This is a genomic window from Pseudohongiella nitratireducens, from assembly GCF_001642735.1.
Classification (GTDB): domain Bacteria; phylum Pseudomonadota; class Gammaproteobacteria; order Pseudomonadales; family Pseudohongiellaceae; genus Pseudohongiella; species Pseudohongiella nitratireducens.
Genome location: NZ_LWHM01000021.1, coordinates 40,026 through 62,093, shown reverse-complemented (window position 1 = coordinate 62,093; position 22,068 = coordinate 40,026). Strand labels below are relative to the sequence as shown.

At 51.8% G+C, this 22,068-nt stretch carries 23 protein-coding genes; 9 read left to right on the top strand and 14 right to left on the bottom strand.

From position 1 onward, the window contains the following. Nucleotides 1-9: 9 nt before the first annotated feature. Entirely contained in the window at nucleotides 10-1,227 is a 1,218-nt protein-coding gene (locus tag PSCS_RS07870) for a GNAT family N-acetyltransferase (protein ID WP_068811505.1), read from the bottom strand. 64 nt (nucleotides 1,228-1,291) lie between these two features. Between PSCS_RS07870 and PSCS_RS07865 the strand changes: the two genes are divergently transcribed. After that, complete coding sequence (locus tag PSCS_RS07865) at nucleotides 1,292-1,570, top strand: SelT/SelW/SelH family protein (protein WP_068811503.1); 279 nt, start codon at nucleotides 1,292-1,294, stop codon at nucleotides 1,568-1,570. On the opposite strand, the gene PSCS_RS07860 is transcribed toward PSCS_RS07865, so the two are convergent. From PSCS_RS07860 to PSCS_RS07845, 4 genes are all read right to left on the bottom strand, one after another. Further along, nucleotides 1,567-1,908: a hypothetical protein gene (locus PSCS_RS07860; RefSeq protein WP_157885658.1), complete on the bottom strand. Its 342-nt coding sequence runs from the start codon at nucleotides 1,906-1,908 to the stop codon at nucleotides 1,567-1,569. The genes PSCS_RS07865 and PSCS_RS07860 overlap by 4 nt on opposite strands. A 60-nt stretch (nucleotides 1,909-1,968) precedes the next feature. Beyond that, entirely contained in the window at nucleotides 1,969-2,808 is an 840-nt protein-coding gene (locus PSCS_RS07855; RefSeq protein WP_082866439.1) for an alpha/beta hydrolase family protein, read from the bottom strand. A gap of 1 nt (nucleotide 2,809) precedes the next feature. Beyond that, the gene (locus PSCS_RS07850; protein ID WP_068811498.1) at nucleotides 2,810-4,570 is read right to left on the bottom strand and encodes a tetratricopeptide repeat protein; all 1,761 of its coding nucleotides are present in this window, start codon (nucleotides 4,568-4,570) and stop codon (nucleotides 2,810-2,812) included. Nucleotides 4,571-4,705: 135 nt separating this feature from the next. Further along, complete coding sequence (locus tag PSCS_RS07845; RefSeq protein ID WP_068811495.1) at nucleotides 4,706-5,194, bottom strand: GNAT family N-acetyltransferase; 489 nt, start codon at nucleotides 5,192-5,194, stop codon at nucleotides 4,706-4,708. Nucleotides 5,195-5,829: 635 nt separating this feature from the next. Here PSCS_RS07845 and PSCS_RS07840 point away from each other — a divergent pair. The 5 genes from PSCS_RS07840 (at nucleotide 5,830) to PSCS_RS07820 (ending at nucleotide 9,784) form a co-directional block, all read left to right on the top strand. After that, nucleotides 5,830-7,209 (top strand): MFS transporter, encoded by a 1,380-nt coding sequence (locus tag PSCS_RS07840; protein ID WP_082866437.1) that lies wholly within the window; start codon nucleotides 5,830-5,832, stop codon nucleotides 7,207-7,209. A gap of 19 nt (nucleotides 7,210-7,228) precedes the next feature. Next, nucleotides 7,229-7,939 carry a GDSL-type esterase/lipase family protein gene (locus tag PSCS_RS07835; protein ID WP_068811493.1) on the top strand — a complete coding sequence of 237 codons (711 nt, stop codon included), beginning with the start codon at nucleotides 7,229-7,231 and terminating at the stop codon, nucleotides 7,937-7,939. 146 nt (nucleotides 7,940-8,085) lie between these two features. Beyond that, entirely contained in the window at nucleotides 8,086-8,568 is a 483-nt protein-coding gene (locus PSCS_RS07830) for a hypothetical protein (RefSeq protein WP_068811491.1), read from the top strand. Next, nucleotides 8,568-8,801, top strand: a complete 234-nt coding sequence (locus tag PSCS_RS07825; protein ID WP_068811489.1) for a helix-turn-helix transcriptional regulator — start codon at nucleotides 8,568-8,570, stop codon at nucleotides 8,799-8,801. Before PSCS_RS07830 ends, PSCS_RS07825 begins: the two co-directional genes overlap by 1 nt. After that, on the top strand, nucleotides 8,801-9,784 hold the full coding sequence (locus PSCS_RS07820; RefSeq protein ID WP_068811487.1) for a homoserine kinase: 984 nt from the start codon (nucleotides 8,801-8,803) through the stop codon (nucleotides 9,782-9,784). Before PSCS_RS07825 ends, PSCS_RS07820 begins: the two co-directional genes overlap by 1 nt. Here PSCS_RS07820 and PSCS_RS07815 read toward each other — a convergent pair whose 3' ends face one another. Continuing rightward, the gene (locus tag PSCS_RS07815) at nucleotides 9,785-11,428 is read right to left on the bottom strand and encodes a hypothetical protein (protein WP_068811486.1); all 1,644 of its coding nucleotides are present in this window, start codon (nucleotides 11,426-11,428) and stop codon (nucleotides 9,785-9,787) included. Between the two features lie 105 nt (nucleotides 11,429-11,533). On the opposite strand from PSCS_RS07815, the gene PSCS_RS07810 reads away from it, so the two are divergent. Further along, nucleotides 11,534-12,286 carry a class I SAM-dependent methyltransferase gene (locus PSCS_RS07810; RefSeq protein ID WP_068811484.1) on the top strand — a complete coding sequence of 251 codons (753 nt, stop codon included), beginning with the start codon at nucleotides 11,534-11,536 and terminating at the stop codon, nucleotides 12,284-12,286. Here the strand turns inward: PSCS_RS07810 and PSCS_RS07805 are convergent. After that, nucleotides 12,263-12,895: a DNA-3-methyladenine glycosylase family protein gene (locus PSCS_RS07805; protein ID WP_068811482.1), complete on the bottom strand. Its 633-nt coding sequence runs from the start codon at nucleotides 12,893-12,895 to the stop codon at nucleotides 12,263-12,265. The two genes, PSCS_RS07810 and PSCS_RS07805, sit on opposite strands and share 24 nt — an antisense overlap. A 96-nt stretch (nucleotides 12,896-12,991) precedes the next feature. On the opposite strand from PSCS_RS07805, the gene PSCS_RS07800 reads away from it, so the two are divergent. Continuing rightward, nucleotides 12,992-13,831: a methylated-DNA--[protein]-cysteine S-methyltransferase gene (locus PSCS_RS07800; RefSeq protein WP_068811480.1), complete on the top strand. Its 840-nt coding sequence runs from the start codon at nucleotides 12,992-12,994 to the stop codon at nucleotides 13,829-13,831. Nucleotides 13,832-13,894: 63 nt separating this feature from the next. Then, nucleotides 13,895-14,818: a hypothetical protein gene (locus PSCS_RS07795; protein WP_068811478.1), complete on the top strand. Its 924-nt coding sequence runs from the start codon at nucleotides 13,895-13,897 to the stop codon at nucleotides 14,816-14,818. Between the two features lie 27 nt (nucleotides 14,819-14,845). On the opposite strand, the gene PSCS_RS07790 is transcribed toward PSCS_RS07795, so the two are convergent. The 7 genes from PSCS_RS07790 to PSCS_RS07760 are packed head-to-tail and all read right to left on the bottom strand — an operon-like array spanning nucleotide 14,846 to nucleotide 22,067. Continuing rightward, entirely contained in the window at nucleotides 14,846-16,318 is a 1,473-nt protein-coding gene (locus PSCS_RS07790) for a M48 family metalloprotease (RefSeq protein WP_068811477.1), read from the bottom strand. 33 nt (nucleotides 16,319-16,351) lie between these two features. Then, a complete protein-coding gene (locus PSCS_RS07785) occupies nucleotides 16,352-17,035 on the bottom strand; it encodes a hypothetical protein (RefSeq protein ID WP_232790084.1) in 684 nt (227 codons plus the stop codon). 18 nt (nucleotides 17,036-17,053) lie between these two features. After that, nucleotides 17,054-17,695, bottom strand: coding sequence for a hypothetical protein (locus PSCS_RS07780; RefSeq protein ID WP_068811475.1), 642 nt, complete (start codon nucleotides 17,693-17,695; stop codon nucleotides 17,054-17,056). A 29-nt stretch (nucleotides 17,696-17,724) separates the two neighbouring features. Then, entirely contained in the window at nucleotides 17,725-18,735 is a 1,011-nt protein-coding gene (locus tag PSCS_RS07775; protein WP_068811473.1) for a hypothetical protein, read from the bottom strand. Further along, nucleotides 18,732-19,829 (bottom strand): hypothetical protein, encoded by a 1,098-nt coding sequence (locus PSCS_RS07770; RefSeq protein WP_068811471.1) that lies wholly within the window; start codon nucleotides 19,827-19,829, stop codon nucleotides 18,732-18,734. Before PSCS_RS07770 ends, PSCS_RS07775 begins: the two co-directional genes overlap by 4 nt. Then, complete coding sequence (locus PSCS_RS07765; protein WP_068811469.1) at nucleotides 19,813-21,231, bottom strand: hypothetical protein; 1,419 nt, start codon at nucleotides 21,229-21,231, stop codon at nucleotides 19,813-19,815. The genes PSCS_RS07770 and PSCS_RS07765 overlap by 17 nt, the downstream gene beginning before the upstream one ends. After that, entirely contained in the window at nucleotides 21,228-22,067 is an 840-nt protein-coding gene (locus PSCS_RS07760) for a MotA/TolQ/ExbB proton channel family protein (protein WP_068811467.1), read from the bottom strand. Before PSCS_RS07760 ends, PSCS_RS07765 begins: the two co-directional genes overlap by 4 nt. Nucleotide 22,068: the final 1 nt, after the last annotated feature.

Below are 22,068 nucleotides of genomic sequence, written 5' to 3'. Positions count from 1 at the left end.
CAATGCTGGCTACCCCCGCAATCGATAAATCAACGTCTTACGGCCATTTTCGTCATCGATGATATCTTCATGGTGCATACCTGATTTTTCCAGGATACGTCGCGAGGCCTGATTGTCTGGATCAACGGTTGCGATCAACTCCGACAGCCCCAGTTTAATTTTGGCATACACGATAAGCCCTGCCACCAGTTCACTGCCCAGTCCCTCTCCCCAACAATCCCGGTGCAACGCATATTTGATTTCAGGCTCCTCCTGGTTACCAGGATGCACGATCCCGGCGAAGCCAACGATCTGACCGGTGTCACGTGTTTGCAAAGTAAACATCCCGTAACCTCGTTGCCGATAATTACGCTCGGTGACAGCAAACCAGTAATCTGCCCCTTCCTCAGTCAGGGGGCTGCCATCCCCTACCCAGCGAACTGTCTGTAAATCACCGTATACATCCAGAAGCTGACCTCTGTCTTGCAACAGCCACCGCCGGCATAACAGTCGATCGGTGCTGAACAAGTGACGACTGGCAACCGCATCCTCAATAAACGCTTTTATCCAGGCGGCGACCCTCAAGCCCTCAGCGGGTAATTTGGATAGTGTCTCTCGCGCCGCCTCAACGTCACTCGGCGGCAGACTATCCTCGCGCACGCTCAACAAGTCTCTTGCATATTCAACAGTAAACTCAGGATGCCCCTGCACAGCCAGTACATTGCGCGGGATGTGAAAACCCGCATGCGCACAGAAGTCATTCGTCAGCAAGATTTCGGCTCCTGGCGGCAATGACAGCACCTGATCCTGATGACTGGCTATCAGCGCCACATCCTCAATACTGTCAAGAAACGGTAATTCAGCTTTGATCTGATACTGCATTACACCGAGTCCCCAACCTGCATCACTGCGACCAGCCACACCACCCAGGGCATGTGCCAACACCTGGTGACCAAAACAGATACCCACCATTGGCATACGACTTTTATAAAGCCTGCGCACATATTCTCTAAGCTCAACAATCCAGGGAGTGTCCGCAAAGCTGTCAAACTTGCTCCCGGTAATCAGAAACGCATCAAAGCTATCGAGTTCAGCCGGGTATTCGCCTTCAATCACACTGAAGGTTTCTATTTCCCAGTTTAAGCCAGCTTCCGCAAGCAGATTGCTAAACATTTTTCCATAACACTGGTAGCGTGGCCGCAAAGAGTCGTAGAGAATATCCGTATCAAGTATGGCGAGCTTTCGCATTCAAATCACCTGCGTGTGTTAGACAACCAATACCGGCACCAAAGATACCAGAGGAACTCAAATTATGGCATCCACTGTCACGATTCACTACTGCACACAATGTCGATGGATGTTGCGCTCTGCCTGGATGGCACAGGAACTGCTGTCAACCTTCGACGGAGATATCAGCGAACTGACGCTGAAGCCGGGAACAGGGGGAGTTTTTGAAGTCTGGGTGGATGAGTCACGCGTGTGGTCACGGAAGGAGATGGACGGCTTTCCTGATATTGTAACTTTGAAGCAACGGGTACGCGACGTTATTGCCCCGGACCGAAGCCTGGGGCACGCTGACAAGCCCGGTTAGAGGTCGTTTAAAATATCGACAATTTCCAGGGAGTTTTCGATAAGCCGAATCACTTTACCTTCAATACGAACCGTAACGCGTCCTTCTTCACGGTCACGATAAAGCACATCAGCACGGCGATAAATGTCGCGATCAAGGTAACCGCCGATTTCCAGCTTCCGTTCCCAGCCAGGAGGTAACGGCTTTCCTTCTTCGACTTTTTTCTGCAGTCCTGGCGGCAAAGAGTTCGGGTTCTGCCCTGGCTGAGCTTGACTAAAAGAGCTCACGAATGCAGTGCAAAGAAAAACCACTCCAACCGTAAATCGCTTGCGCATTCTAAAAGAATGAACTTTAAGCATTGCTGCCTCCTCAATTACCCATTATTAAAAGCTCACCTGTTAATAATGACGTTATTCGGGCTATTTTATTCGCACCTCCCAGCGTGGATCCTGACATAACACACAGCGACTTCCTTCAAACAGAGCTGCTGCCTGACTATCGTTGCGCAGATACCAGCGAAGCCAGGCTGTCACCGGGCCAAGATAGCTGCCACCGGTATACATGGGTGCCAAGTGAGAGGCGCCACGCAATGTCAGCCAGGTTACCGGGACTTCAGCGGCATCAAACACAGGTTGCTGTTGCTCTGTCGGCGGGGCGGTATAGTCTTCAGCGCCAGACAGAAGCAACAGTGCCCCCTGCTGAGATTGCCAGGCTGATGGTTCATGTCCTCGGCCGGTGACATAAGGCTGGATCGCTATCACAGTCGTGACGCGCAGGTCTTGACCCAGCATAATCGCACCACCCCCTCCCTGCGAATGACCGGCAACTGCTACACGTAATGGCATCAACTTATTCTGAAAAATGCTGCCATCACGAGTATTCTCATCAAGAATATCATCAAGGCAACCTCCCATTTCCCGACCCGTCCCTGCATTGGGTGTCATCGCGGCGACAACAACCATGCCATGGCTGGCCCAATGTTCCAGCATACTCCGGTATGAAGCTGGACTGGTGTATGTCCCGTTTCCCCAGATCACGATAGGGTGACGGCCATCGTCCATCAGTTCAGGATGAAAAACACGACACTCCCTGCCCAGCCTGGTGTCACTGACGGCAGGATAGTTGCCAGTCCGAAAGTAGTACTCCAGCAAAGCAGAATCAGATTGCCCGGAGGCTTCGCTGATTGGATTGGGTGCCGTGTTAACCTGGGCGCAACAGCTCAGAGCAATAAAGATGATCAGGAAGGATAACTTCAACACACTAAAAATGTGCCGCTGGCAAACTGATATCTGCATCTTCCCAAGCCTCCGCAAAACGCACTTCAATTCTGGCTGCACGCTCTGGATCTTCAGCTGCGTGCAATGCATCTGCCAGCCCTCTTAGTGCCCAGCCATTATTCTGCAGTAACTGCAGGTCACGCTCAAATACAGCAACGGCGTCTTCAGGACGCCCAGCGTTTATCAGCGCCTGGCCAAGATATAAACGCGTCGACTGCAACCAGTCTGGCGGCTCCATATATGCCAGTTGTTCCTGCAAACTGACCCCATGGGCAAAGTGCTTAATGGCCATGTCATAATCCAACTCAGCATTGGCAATCTCACCTGCGAGCATGGCCTCTGCTATACCCAGCAAATCACTCGCCGTATTGACGCTGGCTTTGATGGCTGACAGGCCTGGCGAGGTACGGGTTGACTGTAAAGCAGCCAGTTCTTCACGGGCTGCAGCCAAATGTCCCTTGTTGGCATGAGCCGCACCATGGAGCCAATGTAATAAACCTTTCAGATAAGGATTATCCGGTGCAGGGTTAACCGTAGCAAGCAGGTCGTCGAACAACCCAAACGCTCGCAGCGTCATCCAGTGGGCAGCAAGTGTTCGCGATCCATTGCCGTGGTGGAGCTCCGTTGTTTTCACATAAGCAGCATCATACTGAGATATTTCAATCGCAGCAGCGCGGTTGCCCTGCAGGATACTCGCCCAGTGGATAAAGTTGCTAGCATGAGCGCCATGGCTCAAGGATGACATGTTATCAGTGCCTTGGTGCCGCAGCGCCCTATCGCCCCACATCAGTTGCAGGTAATCGTCGGCGTCGAGTGATCTTTCGTTGGTGCTGATCGCGTCCTCGTATCGACCAAGCCGCATGTAAATGTGCCCTGGCATATGGACCATGTACCCTGCCATGGGAGTTAACGATGCCAATCGGTCAGCTGAAGCTTCAGCCCGAGATGGTGTATTCGACGCTTCCAGCAGGTGTACATGCAAGTGCGTCAGCCCCGGGTGTTCAGGATGCAGGGCAATACCACGCTCCAGCACTTCCAACGCCCGAGGGATACCAGCCATCGGCGCGCCACTACCCGACGTATAATAAGCCCAGGGCGTGGACATCATTATCGCATGAGGCACTAGAAATGCTGCCTCGAGATCATTGTGGTGCACCTGGTAATTTGCCACGGCTGATTCGATAAAAGCTTCAGTTCTGCTGGTTTGATCGGAATAAGATGTCGTGTCATAAAGCACAGACAATGCCCTGATAAGACCGCTGTCAGCATCAGACACTTCGCCCGCACCAGCCTGCGCCAAAGCAATGGATCTTTCCCCCAGACCGTGAGGGTCATCTGGCCTGCCGCTATAACGGCTATTCGGATTTGGTCCCAGCGCCAGCGCCTTCCCCCAGTGCAGCATAGCATTCTCAGGTTCCAGGCAAAGTGCTGCATCGAACGACGCTACAGCTTCAGGAAAGTAATAACCATAGGTCAGCCTAAGGCCCTGATCAAAATAAGTTTGGGTCAACGGATATTTTGCATCAACAGGACGACTGTAAGTGCCAGTCTCTGGCACAACAGGCGCAAAACTATCAGCGCAGGCCAGCATATCTGCACTGGGTGTATCGGGCAGGATATGAACCGGGGACTCTGTTAATTGCGCTGACACAGTGGCGCCCCTGTTACCTTCCTGGCTACAGGCAAACAATACCAGAGTGACAGTTCCTATTGCCAAAAACGGCAAAGAACCTGAGCTTTTCATTAGGGGTGACACCTTGCTCGCTTTGTTTTTATAGTTATCCCTGACCTCTCCCGTCAGGTGAACAACTGACTATACCCCTGTTGGATGCTGACGCCAAATCACTTCTATGTGTTCAGGTTATTCACCAGGCCAATATCACGTCAACTTAATCGACATAATAGTGACGTCTGTACCGTTATAATTCTCGCTAAGAAAATGTTGCCAGCCTAGCTGTTCATACAACTGCTCCTGACCAGGCGTGTAAAGATACAAGGTTTTGATCTGTGCTTCTTCGGCATGCTGCATAATCTTTCTTACCAGCGCAGAAGCAATGCCACGGTGCCGGTATTGAGCGTCAACAAAAACACTGGCCAGCCATGGCCCCAGTTCAGGGTGTGTCGACATATCATCATCCAGAATCGTAGCTGACCCGGCCAGTTTGCCATCAACCTCGGCAAAATACGTGGCTGGCACGGCATTTCCTGCCAGGTCCAGTTGCATGTCCTTCAGGCGCTCTTCAAAACTTCTTTCCGGATTGAGATAGGACCACTCTGCATGGTGCCATTTGGCCAGTTTATTCAGATATTCAGGTTTATCAGTGAGGGGGCTGATAACCAGATTCAGAGTAAGATCATTGGTATTCATAGTGGGCATTCACGCTGTCATTATTGTCTTGATATGAAAGCATTGTAACACCAGGCAACTGGCTAACCTGACTCTTGCAAAACCAGGCCAGTCGTTCTTCTATGAATTTATAGGAAAATGCAATGATCTAGTTGGCCTTTAGACTAGCAACATACACATCCAGATAGCCAAAAACCAATCCTCCTAGATAAAGAGATACTGCCATTAATGGAATGCCAACCACCATACCAATAGTCGATGTTCGACAAACCTGACGTATCTCCTCACCTCCTTTCCACTTGAAATACCCATCCAGTAAAAAAAGCATATCACTGCGATTTCCATCACGATAAGACTTGCCCAAGGCGATGAGCGACCAATTAACCCGGCTACGATTGGACTCAAACCCATAGGTAGTAAAGCGAGATCACGCGAAATAGTTTTCACCAGGCTCTCATTTTCCACATACAGACATTTCAACCTAACCAGTGATAAATCGCCAAAGCTACTGGAACGTAAAGTGCCGCAAAGGCAGTAATCAAACAGCTTCATAATTGATATAGCAGCTGCGCTGGCTGAGTTCAGAAATTTTTACCCGCCAGTGCTATGATGAGCGCTTGCTCCATCTCGAATACACCGGAAACAGGATAAGTTCTTTGGCTTCCCAGTCTCGCCCAGGCATCGTCCTGGTCATGCTTCTGCTCAACGCATTTGCAACTCCTTTGATGTTGTCCTCGACCAATGTGGCTTTGCCGGGCATCGCTGAAGGGTTGTCACTCAGTGCATTAACCCTGAGCTGGGTGCCGATGGCGTTTCTGATGGCAAGTGCCATGTTTGTCCTGGTTTTCGGTAAATTGTCGGATGGTCTGGGGCGCAAACGGGTGTTTCTCACTGGCGTCATTTGCGTTATTGCCAGTTCCATATTCGCGGCGTTTGCTGTTTCCGGTGAGATGCTCCTGGTTGCCCGGTTTCTGCAAGGCACCAGCGGCGCCATGATCAACGCGACCCAGATCGCCATTATCAGTTCGGTGGTGTCGCCCAAGGAACGTGGCAAATATATCGGCATGATCACCGCTGCTGTCTACGTGGGGCTTTCAGCAGGCCCGTTGCTGGGCGGGATCGTTATTGACCAGGTTGGCTGGCGCGCCGCGTTTGTCATGCACGTGCCTCTTGCCTTTGTGGTGTTGCTGATCGGACTCTTCGCCGTCAAAGAAGAATGGCGCAATGAAAACCCGACCCGCTTTGACCGTGTTGGCGCATTACTCTGGACCAGTAGCATCGCCATCTTCTGTGTTGGCGTGTCACTGCTACCTTCCCTGATCGCATTAGTACTGATCGCCACCAGTTGGACAATACTGTATCTGTTCCTGAGGCACGCCAGAAAAAGTGAGTACCCACTCTGGGACGTGAAGCTGTTCTTCCAGAACCGAGTTTTTACTCTCTCCGCGACAGCCTCATTACTGATGTACGCTGCAACCTATGCCAACGTGGTGTTGTTAAGTCTTTACCTGCAGTCCATCAAAGCACTCTCTGCCAGTCAGGCGGGCCTGATCATGATGGTACAGCCGGCAATGATGGCTATTTTCTCACCCATCATGGGGCGATTGTCCGACCGGGTAGAGCCACGCATGCTGGCCTCGGCGGGTATGGCCATTACCGCTACCGGACTGTTTATCCTGGCCCGCCTCCATACTGAGAGCGACATCACCCAGGTGATTGTGGCCTTATTGCTGACCGGCGGTGGCTTCAGTCTGTTTTCTTCACCCAATATCAATGCCATCATGGGCTCGGTCACGCCAACCTACTATGGCAGCGCATCCGGCGCAGTCGCCACGACTCGAATCATCGGCCAGCTATCCAGTATGGTCCTGGTCACGTTGTCGATCAGCCTGGTTATGGGCGATGTCGCGGTGTCGCCAGAGACGAGAGACTTGCTGGCCAATGCCATTGATCTCAGCTTCACAATTGCCGGTTGCCTCTGTTTGCTGGGCATTTTATTCTCAGTATCAAGGGGACGCTTACATACAGAAGTCTGAACATTGAATCGAGGTGGATATGAATTCCTTATTGCGAGCACGTAACAACACACTACTGGCCTGCCTGGCGCTATGCCTGCTGCCTTTCTCGACAATGGCACAAGAACTGCCTGACCCCACCCGTTTTGAAGATGATATTCGCCGTTTTGAGGCGCAAGACCGACAATCTCCACCACCGGCCAGCGGCATTGTACTGGTGGGTAGCTCCAGCATCATGTACTGGAATGAAGATGCGATTGAAGACCTCGCTCCGCTGACTGTTATTCCGCGCGGTTTTGGCGGCAGCGTCATGCATGACTTGCTGTATTATCTGGATCGCACCGTACTGACATACCGCCCCAGGGCCGTCGTCATCTACGAAGGCGATAATGACACCGGCAGATACCGTATCCCTAATGATGTGATCATGGAGCATGTGCAGACCGGTATCGATAGAATCCATGAGTCTTTCCCGGCAGCCCGTATCTACCTGCTTTCTGTCAAACCCAGTATTGCCCGGGAAGATTACTGGCCGATCGCTGTTTCCCTGAATAACCAGTATCAATCACTGGCCGAGTCTGACCCACGTATTCACTATATCGATGTAGCCACGCCCTTCATGCAAGACGATGGCAAAGTTCGCGATGACATCTTTGTCGAGGATAACCTGCACCTGAATGAAAAAGGTTACGACATCTGGGCAGAAGCCATTCGTGAGGTGTTGATGGAGCATGAAGCGCAGTATGAGTAGGATCAGGCGCGTATCAGACTGACGAAGAAAGACAGAATTAATACCGGTAACGTCAAATATTATTTACACTATGTAAAATATATTTGACACAGCGATGTGGCTTGGGCACTATTATTCCCGCGATTACATACAAGGGAGGATCGCTCATGTCCTGGCGCGAAAAAAATTTATGGTGTGAGACCCTGATCAGCGCCCTGGTCTCGGTTTATTTTTTCTATCATTCTTTCGCTATTTTGCTCAGCCTGGATGCAGACAGCGCCTTTCCGGTCAGAGACTTGACCCGCCTGATTATCAGCACGGTCATCCTCAGTATCATCCTGTCCACGGTGCTATTTACCCTGCTTCGGATGCTCAGCGGCGATCACAGTGCCACTGTTGAGCCCAGCGATGAACGCGACCGCCTATTTGAGCTACGTAGTAACCAGGTCGGATACTGGACCTTGTGTGTGATCACGGCGTTTGTGATTGGCGCCATTGTGATCAATACCACCTCAGCTGATAGCGATACGCTGCAGCTCAACATACCAATGAGTCCATTGTTGATAGCCCAGGCTCTGATTGCTGCGTTAACACTGGCATCGTTAGCCAAAGCAGCCAGTGCCTTGTTTTATTATCGGCGAGGGTACTGATGAGCGGTACGCTGGTAAAAAACAATATTCGTCGCTTGCGCTTATTGAATGATGAAATGACACAGGCAGAGTTGGCCAGGCGAATCGGGGTGACCCGGCAAACACTGAATGCTATAGAAGCCGCCAAGTACTCACCATCACTGGAGCTTGCTTTCAAAATTGCTCATGAGTTTGATCAACCACTGGATGATGTATTCAGTTATGCAACTGAAAATCACAGCAAGGAGTCTTAGTGTCCGTATTCACGCCACTGCAGGAAGATGAGATCAGAGAATTTATCTCAGACTATAATCTGGGTGATATGGAATCTTACCAGGGCATTCAAGGCGGTAGTGAGAACACTAATTTCTTTGTCACCACTGCCTCCTCTGGCCATCAGCAGCATTGGGTACTGACACTTATTGAGCGCGGCCCGGTCGACGAACTGCCGTTTTTCATCGATCTGCTAGAGTCGCTTCACACCAGTGGCCTGTCTGTTCCCTATGCACTTCCCGACCGGCATCAGCAACGAATCCGGCACCTCAAAGGCCGTCCAGCCCTGCTCCAGCCCTGTCTGCCCGGCGAACATCCAACCTGCATCACGCCCGAATTAAGTCATGCGCTGGGAGTATGGTTAGCGAGGATGCATAGCGCCACAGAAAACACTTCCTTAAATCGTCAAAGTGATCGCAGCCCGCAATGGGTGGTGACACAAGCCCGATCGCTTTTACGTTCGCATTGGCAATCTCATCAACAATGGCTGGCGCCCGCTCTGGATCAACTGGCCGATTGGTTGCAATCACCGCCCACCATGCCAGTCAGCATCATTCACGGTGACCTGTTCCGTGACAATGCCATGGTGAGCGGCAACTCAATCAACGGTGTTATTGATTTTTACAACGCTTACCGGGGCTGGACCCTGATGGATATGGCTATCTGTGTGAATGACTGGTGCATTGATTTTGATAACAGCATGCAGCCCAGAATTCAGAGAAAAAACATACAGGCACTTTTCAGCGGCTATCGGACCATCAAACACCTGACACCTTCAGAATCAGAGCACTGGTTAAGCATGCTGCAGCTGGCTGCGCTGCGTTTCTGGGTTTCCCGGCAACAGTCCTGGAAACAACAGGCAGCAACACTGGAGATTACCGTAAAAGACCCCGCGCCTTTCGGTAGACTCTTTCGCCTTTACCGCGAATTACAATTGAGCAATGCCAGCGACGCAGACTGGTAATCACTCTATTTCCTGACTGCTCTCACCAGCAATAACGGCAGGCTCACCAAACCACCATTGCTGCCAGTTTGTCGCAAACACCTGATACCGTTCACCAGGAGCAGGCCTGACCAGTTGGCTGGCAAACTGCGGCAACGGCACAGCAAAAGCCCGGTCAATAAAGAGCACACCAGCAGTGAAGCCTGGAGGCGGGTTCATTGACCAGGACAAAATACCCTCACTGAACTGTGGCTCCTGATCAATTTGTGGTACCGGACCGTTATTGCTGCAGCGCTCAGTCAGTACTGCTCGCTCCAGCAATGCCCCCTGGTCATCAAAGGCAATCATGTTCTCCGGTTCACGCGCCAGCGCCAACTCACAGTTCTGGGTTAATTGCGGCCAGGGCCGCTCCAGCTTACTGGCGACACGCATCAAATCACCCTGGATATAATTCATGGGCAACAGCACTGTCGTCTGCGCCAGTGCCGGAGCACGATCCAGGATATAGCGGGTAATACGATAATCCGCTCGCTCTGTTACGACCTGCCGATATGAAGCAGCAAAAGACGCCTGCCCGGCTACCGAAACCGCCAGCAATACGACAGAGGCAACTCCCAATTGCCGTCGTTCAGCAATGCGCGCCAATACTGGCCCGAGCGATGCAGCAATCACTATAACCAGGCCTGTATTCATGGCAAAAAAGATACGATCCGCGTGCATGGTGTGATCCACAATACCGTGAGTGACTGCCAAACCCGGCAGCGCGAACATCAGCGCCAGGGGCAGTCTAGGCAATACTGTCCGAGGATTCAGAATCAGCACAATCAGTGCAGTCAGCAACAACAGATAATGAGTCTGTACATACCAGATTAGAAACGACGCCCATGCAGCCAGAGGGATGTTCCAGAAACCGGCAAAATAGCTGTTTTCCTGACCCAGCGCCGGACTGCCTCCGAGCATGACTGAGCGCCACAGCCAGTAAATCAGAAATGTGACTAACAACCCGCCCAAGAGCTGCAGGGTTTCCCGCCCGGCACGGTACTGGTGCCAGGCCAGGTAAACCAGCAACGGCAGCAACATGACATAGACTTCCTTACTGGCCATCGCTAACAGAGCAAGCAACATCAATCCGCCAATGCGCAGTGGCGTTAACGCCTGTCGATAACATAGCAGTACTGCCAGCAGCGCAAATACTGCACCGACGAGGTAATGCATGGTGTAAAAGCGTGATGCCAGCGTCAGTGTGGTCTGGCAGGAAAACAACAGCACAATGCTGGCAAGGCCAGAGAGTTTGCTGGCACTGAGACGCTGCACCAATAACGCAGTCAGGGTCGACACAATGGTCAGCATTCCCAGCATGAAGAGCACAAAAAACAGTGGCCGCATGGGAAACAGTTGCGAGAGCAGGTAATAAAGACTCAATGGCAAAGGCGTGAAATTTGCCACCGATAGCTCTTGATAGCGAGCGGCGTCAAACCAGGGAAGAATCGGGCCGTAATCCAGGGCTACGCGCATGATATGCGAATCATCTTCCGTGAAAATCCCCCAGCTCAGCAAGGGAAAGAGGCTCAGATACAGTATGCCACTGCATATCAGGAAAAGTAGCCAGGAAGGGGTTGATTGCAGTCGTTGCGACAACTGCTGCATGCTTGCTGGGGTTTGCATTTTCGCGTCCTGTTGTTCTGTGCGAGAATACGCGACACGTGGATCAGTCGCCTCGTCAATTCTTGTTATGCGCCTGATAGCAGATCATACACACAGAGTGGCCTGATGCCTATGAAAAGAGAAGTGACCAATGTCATCCGCACCATTCTGGATGAATGGGTTCCCCCTGTTATCCGGGACAGTCGCTTATTCATGTGGCCGTTTTTCTGCCTCGCCTACCGTTTCCATAATATCCGTGAAGTCATGCAGTTCAAGGACCGGGTCTGCAATTTTACTGAAGAAGAATACGAAGACTTTTACGCCAACCTGAATTCCTTATCCCGGCACCGGCAAACCGATCTGACCGAACGCAGTATTGAAGCAATACTGCGCGAATGCGAGGGCGCCAGCCAGGTACTCGATGCCGGCTGCAGCGCTGGCTACCTGTTAAAACGCATGCATCAGCACAACCCTGCCCTGACACTCTCTGGCTGCGATGTCCTGCCCTCGGTCGAAGAGAATGGTTTCAGCTACCGCAAGAACAACCTGACTCACCTGGATTATGCCGATAACGCCTTTGATACCGTCACCTGCTGCCATACCCTGGAGCACGTGCTGGACCTTCGACAGTGTGTCGCTGAACTGCGCCGCGTGACGGCCAGAAAGCTCATTATCGTGGTCCCCAGACAGCGGTACTATTTCTATACCCTGGATGAGCATATCCATTTTTTCCCATCTAAAGAGCAGTTGCTGTTGCAAATGGGGTTTCAGGCCAATGAAGTGAAGCGGCTGGAGAATCTGGCTGGTGACTGGTTATTGGTAATCGATATGTGCGCTGATGCACCCGTTGATGTGTCAAAGACGGGTAGCCTGCCATAAATACCAGGTAGCCACACTGCGGTGGGGGCGCCAGCGCTCCCCAAACTCAAGCAGTTCGGCAGGTTTCGGCATGGCATCGAGGCCATAACGCATCATGAACCCTTTCTGTACGCCCAGATCATTGGCGGGCAGTACATCCGGGCGCCCCAGCTGAAACAGGAGAAACATTTCTGCTGTCCAGCGGCCGATGCCTCTGACATCAACCAGGCATTTCACGATGTCATCATCATCCCGTTCTCGTAACTCACTCAGCGCCGGAAGATGTCCTGACTGCACTTTCTCCGCCAGGTCTTTCACGGCAGCCACTTTTGCTCTCGGCAATCCCGCCGCCCGCAAACTTTCATCGCTGCTTTTTATGATCTGAACAGGTGTCGGTGCCACTTCCGGGTTGCCATGCAAGGCGCAAACCCGGCCAAAGATGGTTGCAGCCGCCTTACCTGACAGCTGCTGACTGGTGATGGCATCAAGTAATGTGCCAAACAGATCATCAACCGTTTTCACTGGCATGGCAAAATCACCCACCACAGCAATCAATTCAGCCATGACGGGATCGTGTTTACGGAAATGCGTTAACGCCGCTGTCTCGTCAATCATCTTGTTCTGTGGCATCGTGTCGCCTCCCTGTTAAAACCGCAAGATCCGGCTCGACACCCTCTGTCTCAAGCGCCAAACTATCGCTCAAAACGGTGCCATTGAGATTCCAGTATGTCCGATTACCAGAAAGTGGCCAAGACCATAGACTACCTCTTTCATCATGTCAGCGAACAGCCTTCCCTGGCAACATTGGCTGGTCAGGCAAAGCTCAGCGAATATCATTTTCAACGTGTTTTCAGTCGCATGGTCGGTATCAGCCCAAAGCGTTTTTTGCAGCTGCTAACCTTGCAGCAGGCACAACAGGAGTTGATCAATAACACGGCCGTGACACACACCAGTGAAAATGTGGGACTGAGCAGCTCATCTCGCCTGTATGATCACTTTGTTACACTGAATGCGGTAACACCAGGGGAGTTTAAAGGCCAGGGGGAATCACTGACTATCACGACCGGCATACATGACACACTCTATGGCCCTATCTTTCTCGCCAGCACACCCAGAGGTATCTGTCAGCTTGGCTTTGTCGACCCCAAACAGCCCGATGCGGAACTGGCATTACTGCAACGTAACTGGCCAAAGGCAAAGATTCACGAACAAACCACGTTGACGGCAACGCTGGCCGAACAGCTCTTCTCACCAGGCACCACAAATCAATTTGCACCACAGCGCCCCTTGTCACTTCATGTCAAAGGCACAAATTTTCAGGTGGCTGTCTGGCGGGCTTTAATGCGACTGCCCTTCGGTGAGACCGCAACCTACTCTGACATCGCCCGGCAAATAGAACGTCCTCGTGCCGTCAGGGCGGTTGCCTCGGCGATTGCCAACAACCCGGTTGCCTGGCTGATACCCTGCCACCGGGTGATTCGTAAAAGTGGCCTGACGGGTGAGTATCGCTGGGGCAGTGAGCGAAAAAAACTGCTACAGCAATTTGAATCCTTTACTGTTGCTTGACCTGCTGACTGAGAGTTGCCATGCTTTTCGCGTCCCGATACCTGCAAGAGCCATACGATACTCATGAGCAACCATGCCACTTCCCCCCTGCAGTTTCTTGTCTTCTCCTTTAATCGGGGAGATTTCCTGAACAACTGTGTTGAGAGTATCCAGCAATGTGCACCGCAAGCGGGTATTACCATCTGGGACGATAACAGCGACGACCCGCTCACGCTGCAAACCCTGAACACGTTATCTGCTCAGTGTGACATCAGACAACCTGATCAGCAGGCTGTGGAATACAGCAAACTGCACGGCGGGCTTTATGGCAACATGCAAGCGGCCATTGAGAACCTGTCAGGCAACCCCCTTATATGTACGATTCAGGATGACATGCAGGTCGTCCGGCCAATATCGGCACCAGAGATTGAGCGATGGCAGTCCTTGTACCATGACAAGGCCTTTAAAGGATTCTTCCAGCCTGGATTTATCAAGCGCGCTAAAGAAAGCATTACCTATGTACCGGCTTTGGATGGCTACCACATTGATCGTTTGCACCGTAGTGCAGGCGCTTTCTACTCAGACCTATTCCTGATCCAACGTAACCTGTTAATGGAAACGAACTGGAAGTTTTATGACAATGAAGCGAAAAATGAAGAACAGGCACGCCAGCATTTTTCGCAAATGATATTTATGAAAAACCCGTTTATCGCCTGGTTGCCTGGTGTACCTGCCTGGCGTGGACGCAAACGCACCTGGGCGTTGCGTTTTGCGGAACGCCAACGAAAATGCGGACTGTATCCATTCAAGATCATGGACGCTGACACTGTGCAACCATTCTGCGAGAGACCTTCCAGTGATATTCCTCTGGCTGAACGTTATCTCACCTTCTCAGGGGACTCATTGCCCAGGCCCTGGTTCTATCATCCATTGCAACGACGAAATATTCTAAGACAACTCAACAAACTAGAATTACACCTGGGCCGTAGGTTCGGCGGATGCGACTGACGATACAGCAAGTGGGCCAGGCAAAGCCTACTGAAGAATTTTTATCCACTCACCTGGCTCAGGGTCACCATACGGGTAATATCCATTCAGCAGGCGAAGAGTCTCTTCGGGATATTGCTGAATGGGACTGCGGGCAGCTAACGCTGGCCAGCTGAAGCCATTGGTTACCTGTACATAGCGGATACGTAATGAGCTGGCGCTGGCACGCTCGTTCATCTGAATGGCCCGGAACGTTCTCATGGAAGCCAGCATCAGGTCATCCATGTCTTCCGGTTCTTCTGCACCATTGACTTCACCACGCAAAACAAAGGCACGTGGCCCCAGATAGAGAACTGATACACGTTCCTGCCGGCCAGCCTCATTTTCATGAATACCGGTGTAACCCGTCAGCCGATACTGTGACAAAGATTCTGACTGCTGCAGATCAGTAATGCCGAGATCTTCTCTGATAAAGAGACGCGGCTCTTTGTATTGCCGCAGACGCTGGACGGATATATTGATGCTGGCAACCTCTTCAGGTGCAATTGCCGTGACAGTGGTTGGTGTTTCCCGGATCTGCCATTCATTGGGAAAAACCACCGTGTAGCTCAGCAAGTCCTGATAATAGCGATTCCGGTCACCGCTTGGTGTGCGGGTTTCCCCGTATGCCAGCCCGTCCATCTCTTGTCTGAAAATGGCCGAATCGCTGGCTTGTATTTCGCTGCCTTCCAGCTCTCCTGAATTAGCGACCGCCTGCTGCAAGCGCACATCATTTCGCGGGTGGGTTGTAAACAAACCATGATAGCTTGGCTGGCGCTGAGCAACCCGGACATTAAAGTCTTCCTGATTCTTCAGTACCGTCAGCACCTCAATCATGGCAGCAGGATCATAGCCTGCCTGAGCCAGGTACTCGGAACCCAGAGTATCAGCTTCCAGTTCATGTTCCCGGCCAAAACCGCTGGCACCGGCAGCCGCCCAGATAGAGCCAATCTGAGCCAGCTCTGAACCGATATAACCACTACCGGTAGCCACCGCAGCAACAACACCCCCAACTGTCGCAGCGGCATTACCCAGACGACCACGCGCCTGCTGCTGCACCGCATGACGTGCCGTTACATGCCCAATCTCGTGCGCCATGACGGCAGCCAGTTGGTCCTCGGAATTCAGATACAGCATCAATCCGCGGTTCACATAGATGTAGCCACCTGGCAGGGCAAAGGCGTTTATTTCAGGGCTGTCAATAATGGTGAACGTGTATTCAAGATCAGGTCGGTGGCTGGCGGCTGCCAGACGCTCACCGATTTTCTGTACATAGGCGTTTAGGGCTTCATCCTCAACAACCTGGGCAGAAGCAATGATTTTCTCATGCTCCTCCTCGCCAATTTCCAGTTCACGGTTTTCGGACATTAGTACCAGGTTGGGACCACCCGTTGCCGGGTTCACTGCACAACCTTGTAGCAGAAAAAGTGCGATTGCAGCTAAAGCTGTTACTTTGGCGAGGTCTCGCAGTGCTAAATTCATACTGTTCCCCCGGTTAATACCATCAGTGCGGGGTTAACCGCCTATCACAAACTGTTTGAGCTGATCCGCCAGCGTATTGCAGGCTTTCGCTTCAACCCTGGCTATCAAAGGAATCGGCACAAAAACCGCTGGCATATAAGACTGTCCAGAAGCATCTGCACTGATCGTACCCACGGCTGTGCGCGAAGAGACATCCCAGATACGCGCTTCAAAACTGGAGTCATCTTCCCAGGAGCCGAAACCAAAACAGCCACCACCGCCGGGACCAACCGCGCATGAAATGGAGCCCATCTCATTGGTGCGCTGGGTTTCACCATCCAGCCAGACGATATAGCGTATACCAAATTCGCTGATTTTTTCCGGCACCAGTGGCTGTGCCATCAATTGCTCCAGGTCATCACTGCGCATGGGTGCAGTGCGAGGTTCAAACCAGGGAAACAAAGCATCCACGAACAGTTGTTCCGGGACAATATTGACGCCATCACGCCCATTGCCCATGCGATCGCCTACACACTCAACAAATTCCTCGCGCGTTTCATAAGCCGCACCTTGGCGCCGCCCCAGGATAACAACGCTTTCATGTCCCTCAATACCCGTATCACCCTGCCGGTACTGATCAATTGTTGTCGTGGTGCAACTTGCCAGGAATAACGCAGCCAGAGCGACCAGACAAAACCGGACGCCCGGGTTGATTAAATGCCAGCCTGCTCTGATCATGCCCTCACCCTCCGCCTGTTAATTCGCCCGAGATGCAGTGACTGCATTATTTCTGGCATTGAGCCAGTCACTGACTTCCGGAATCTGATCAAAAGTCAGTGCAAAATTGGATGCCAGGTCCCGCATGGATGCCACTGCCGCATCGTTAATGCCTCGTTCGGTTGAACTGAAAGTTCCCTGGCTGGACTTGCCATAAGCTGTCATTACCCAGTCAGCAATGTAGCCGCCATCGGGTCGGGTCAACCGCATGTTGTACCGGACCCAGACCTCACAAGCATCCAGTCGCGTTTTTGCCGGAATGCCCAGCTGAAACTCATCGATAGATGGCATAAACACAGCATCAACTTCAGCGCTACCTGCAGCTGCCAGATCATCCAGAACAACAACACGCTGGAACATAGCAGGCAAAAGCGTATTGAACAGTTCGATGTGGGAGTTTCCCGCCTGAACAAAATACTCTTCGTTACCGCGATCGGTGAATTCAGTATATACAAAATTACGAAACTCGTCTGGATAATACACACCCAAGGTTAATGCTTTGGGCGGGACATTCGGCGTTGGATAATTGCCCTGCACTGTAACTGTGCTGGCACCACAACCACCCAGTATCATCAACAATAGCAACGTGAATACATTGACTGACTGGCGACCTTTAATCACTGCTGGCTCCTACTCTGACTTTTCGTATACTAATTGGCCTGATATGAATTCAGCCCGACAAAACTGCCACCATTACGCTCTGCCAGTTCACGCATCAACGTGGCAAAACGGTACACACTTTCGTGAAACCGCGGATCCAGATCAAACAATACCGGAAATCCGACGGCATGGATACGGACCAGGCGACTTCCATCATTCTGGTCAGCATTGATCCGGTCGACCGTTTCTATGACCCGGGTAATGGAACCGCCCTGCTGAAAATCATCTCCAAATGAATAAATACTGACTTTCTGCCCCGGCTGATAGAACGCGCTAATCGCTCGGGTAATGCCCTCCACCGGACTGCTGTTACTGAACGGTGCCCAGTTGCGCAATGTGCTGATAATGGCCTGACGACGTGCTGGCGTATCTGGAATCCATTGCCCCCGATAGGCCGGAAACATGTAATCGCCCATGTCATTCATAACCTGGATACCCTGCACCTCCGGATATACGTTCAAAATCTCATCGACCATACTCAGCACGCGCGGCCATGCGTTATAAAACATGCTGCCTGAGGTATCGATGATGAAAATAATGTATTCACTATCGACCGGAATACCACCGATGACATTTTCTTCACGTGTAAAACTCTGACCCAGCAGGCGCTGCATTTCTTCCGTTAGCGATTGCTTGGCTATTGCCAGTTGCGACTGTTCCTGCTGCATTTGATCAGCCGTTTCATCAGAGGTTTCAAACTCGCCCCGTATGTTTGACATCTCCCGCTCCAGCCGTGCAATACGCTGCTGATAGGCTGACAGTTGTTCACGTCGTGCGTTGAGATCCCGGTTAACTATCTCTGTTTCACCACGGATTTCAAACAGGGTTTCCTGTAACTCGGCAATCGGCTCGTCCCGGGGCGATTCCGTGCTCTCCAGTGTCACTGGAGCGGAGTTCTCAGTGATCATCAACAACAGAATGATGGCGCCAAAGCCACAGGAGATCACATCCAGGAATGCAATCCCGCCGTTATCTTCTGTACTTCGTCTGCGTCTGCTCATGGCCAGTCTCTCGATGGCGTTATGAATGATCCGCCTGTTATCAGGCCTAATTGCCAATAGGCAGCAGCGGCTGCCGGATCGCCTTCCATCGGCAGTAATATAGTATTGACCGGAATATTGGCCGGAAGATTCTCAATCGCATCCCAGTACAGGTCCAGTCGCTGCCTGGGCGTGACTGTTGACGACCGGGGCTCACTGTTATCTCGGGTTGGCAGACTGTCAGTCACCAGGTAAATATTATCGGGCAAAGGCTGCAAGCCCCTGATAGCCTGGACTGCTGCCTGGAGGTTATGACCGCCCTCTGGCACCCAATTGCCGACAGCATCGGCGACAAGGTTTATCTGGTCTTCATCAGCCACTTCCAGCCATTGATTCTCAGTTCCGTCCAATGCTGAACGGACAGTCTCGTTAAAGCCAAAAATCTGATACTGGCTGACCAGGGGCAACTGACTGGTAATCCAGTCAACAATCCGTGTGGCACGCTGCCATTTCTCCGAATTCCGGCGTGTACCCACATCCATATTGCGGGTACGGATTACATTCACCAGAGATTCATCGAGCATACTGGCTGACATATCCACCAGAATCAAAATACGATTACCACCCAGGTACATACCGGAGAGGTACTGTCGGTCGCCATCGCCCAGGAACTCCCGGTTGCTGTTGCCCTGCTCTTCAATCGCAGTCGATTGCAGCCTCAGCATCTCCTCCTGCAGGGATTCAACATCAGCGCGGAGCTGTTCAACGCTCTCCTCTGTCGCCATGGAATCTCCTTCCAGGGCAGCCAGCTGCGCCATAAAATCATCTATCTGTTGCTGGATGCGATCAGCCAGCCCTTCTGCTTCAACCACTTCCATGCTGACACTGTCCAGTGTATTTCTGAGCTGAACCAGATTTTCCCGGCCATCGACAATTTCTTCCTCCAGCAAACTGACTTCTGCTGTTGTGGCCGGGTCAGCTTCTTCATTAGACTCTGTGACGGTATGGTCAAGAATCAGGAATAGCAGCACGACAGCACCGAAGCCGCAGGACATGACATCCAGGAATGCCATGCTCAATGGATTAAAACCACCGCCTTTACGCTTGCGAGCCATGTTCCACCGCTACGTCGTGCTCCACTGCTATAAACGTGACCTGTTGTTCACCCAGGCTCAATACATCACCCGGCACCAGCTGCGCACCTGGCGCGACATCCCGTCCATTGAGCTGCGCGCTCAGCCCACTTATTTTTTCAACGGTTGCTGTACCTGATATTTTCACATGCGCCTGATTCGTATCTGTTGCCGAGGAAAGATCGCTGACCACGCTACCAATCAGGCCCAGCCGACACCCCCTATCAGGTGAAACAGACCGTGCTACCCCTTGATACAGCCAGTAAACACCGGAGGAAAACGAGCCAGACGATAACGCTGACCCGCCAGAGAAATGTTCTTGTTCTGCCGGGGCGCCATTGCCAGTACGGGCTAATAGCGTCTTGTGAATATTTTTAACCAGTGATACCGACCGTTCACTTCCAGGCTCAACATCACTGCTAAGTCGCGAGACATAATCTGAGGCAAAGCGGACAATCTCATGATCGCCTACAACTTTGACTTGCTGCGTTGCAAAGATATCCATCAGTCCGGGTATCAAGTGGCTATTGCCAGCGAGTAATACCGGGACATTATCAAAGTCCTGTTTTATTCCCTGCCACTGCTGATGTATTTTTTCCAGTGATGGTGCCAGCTCATCCATGCAGTCCAGCGCCTGCAACGTTGCCGAGACCTGCTGGCTGTCCGTTTGTAACTGACATGGAATAACTGTCTCCCGCTGACTAAGCAGCGTTAACCAGCGTGGCAGATCATCATACAGCGACTGCTCCCAGGCAGCATTTTGCTGCGGGTTATAACGGGTCTGGGCAACAAAAGCATCACTGGCTGCCTGCAGTAATTTATTGCTCATACTGAAATAGCCAAGATCAGGGAGCAGCTGTGCATTGTCACAAACCAAGGCATGCTGTTGCTGTCGAATCAGGCTAAGCGTTAAACCATGCTGATACTGCTCAACGACCACACAAAGCTCAGTATCAGGCAGCTGGCTACCAACCACTGCCAAAGGAATCGGCATCATCCAGGCAGGCTGGAACTGACTGTGCCTGGCAACACCCGAAAGAAGTGCCAGCTGTGATTCGCTATAGCCGGCAGGCGTTAGCAACAATGCCGATTGTCCTGTAGCATCGCCTGACTTGCCTGATTCGAACATGTCACTAAGGTGAGCAAAAACCAGGTCGGCGGCATGACGGCAATTAACAACAGGGCGGGAAAACCGGTCCTGACTCAAGCGGTGCCAGAAACTATGATGCGTATTCAGAGGATGTACCCGGCTCTGTTGCTCAGCCCGTTCACCAAAGTGCAGCCCTTGCTTCTCGGCATAGATAAAGCCTGGACTGGCATATTTCTCATGACCATCTTCATACCAGGCAATTCGCTTGTCATTGAGTAACAGCGCTGTCCTCATACGGTCTCCGCTGACTCATCTGACTGTCGCGCCGTTTTGCCCGGCACTTGCAAAAAACGAATCAGGTGATCGTCACAATAGGTTTGACTGTCCAGCACCAGACGGTCCTGAATCAAAGATAGCTGGTGTAGCACGAACATCAGCATAATACTGGTTACCAGCGCCACGAAAGTTGAATTAAATGCCACCCCCAGGCTCATGGTCACACCCAGAATATCACCTGAAACGGCCTGGTTAGCCTGACCCAGGGCAGTACCGATACCTCTTACTGTACCAAGGAAGCCTATCGACGGTATTGCCCAGGCAATATACCGGACGATGGCCAGTTCACTTTCCAACCGGTCCGCCTCACTGTCACAGACATCACGGATCGTTGCTGAAACATCCTGAACATTACGCGTGGTGCCAAAGCGATGTAGCCCTGCAAGAATGGCTCTGGGTAAAAGAAACCGCCTCTCTTTCTCGGGCAAGGACTGCACTGGTCGTGCATAATGCCTGGCATCCTCTGGCAGAATGCTGGTGCCTTCAGGGACCTGCAGTAATTCGTGATCCAGCAGCCGTCGTTCGCGCATGGTACGCACCGTTTTCATTCCCACCATGCTCAGCGCCCAGAAGAACAGAATAATGCAGGTTTCCTGCTCGAAGTCACGCATCACGATGTATACCGAACGCTCCGGGACATAGCTCTCATCTGCTGCCTGCATGGCACTTTGCTGCTCGGCTATGATATCTGCGTTGGGTCGAATGACTGCGACATAAATGGCATGCACGACTATGACGACTATCACAAGCGCAAATATCTGGTAGACGACTTCTGACAAATATTTCTGTTTCATG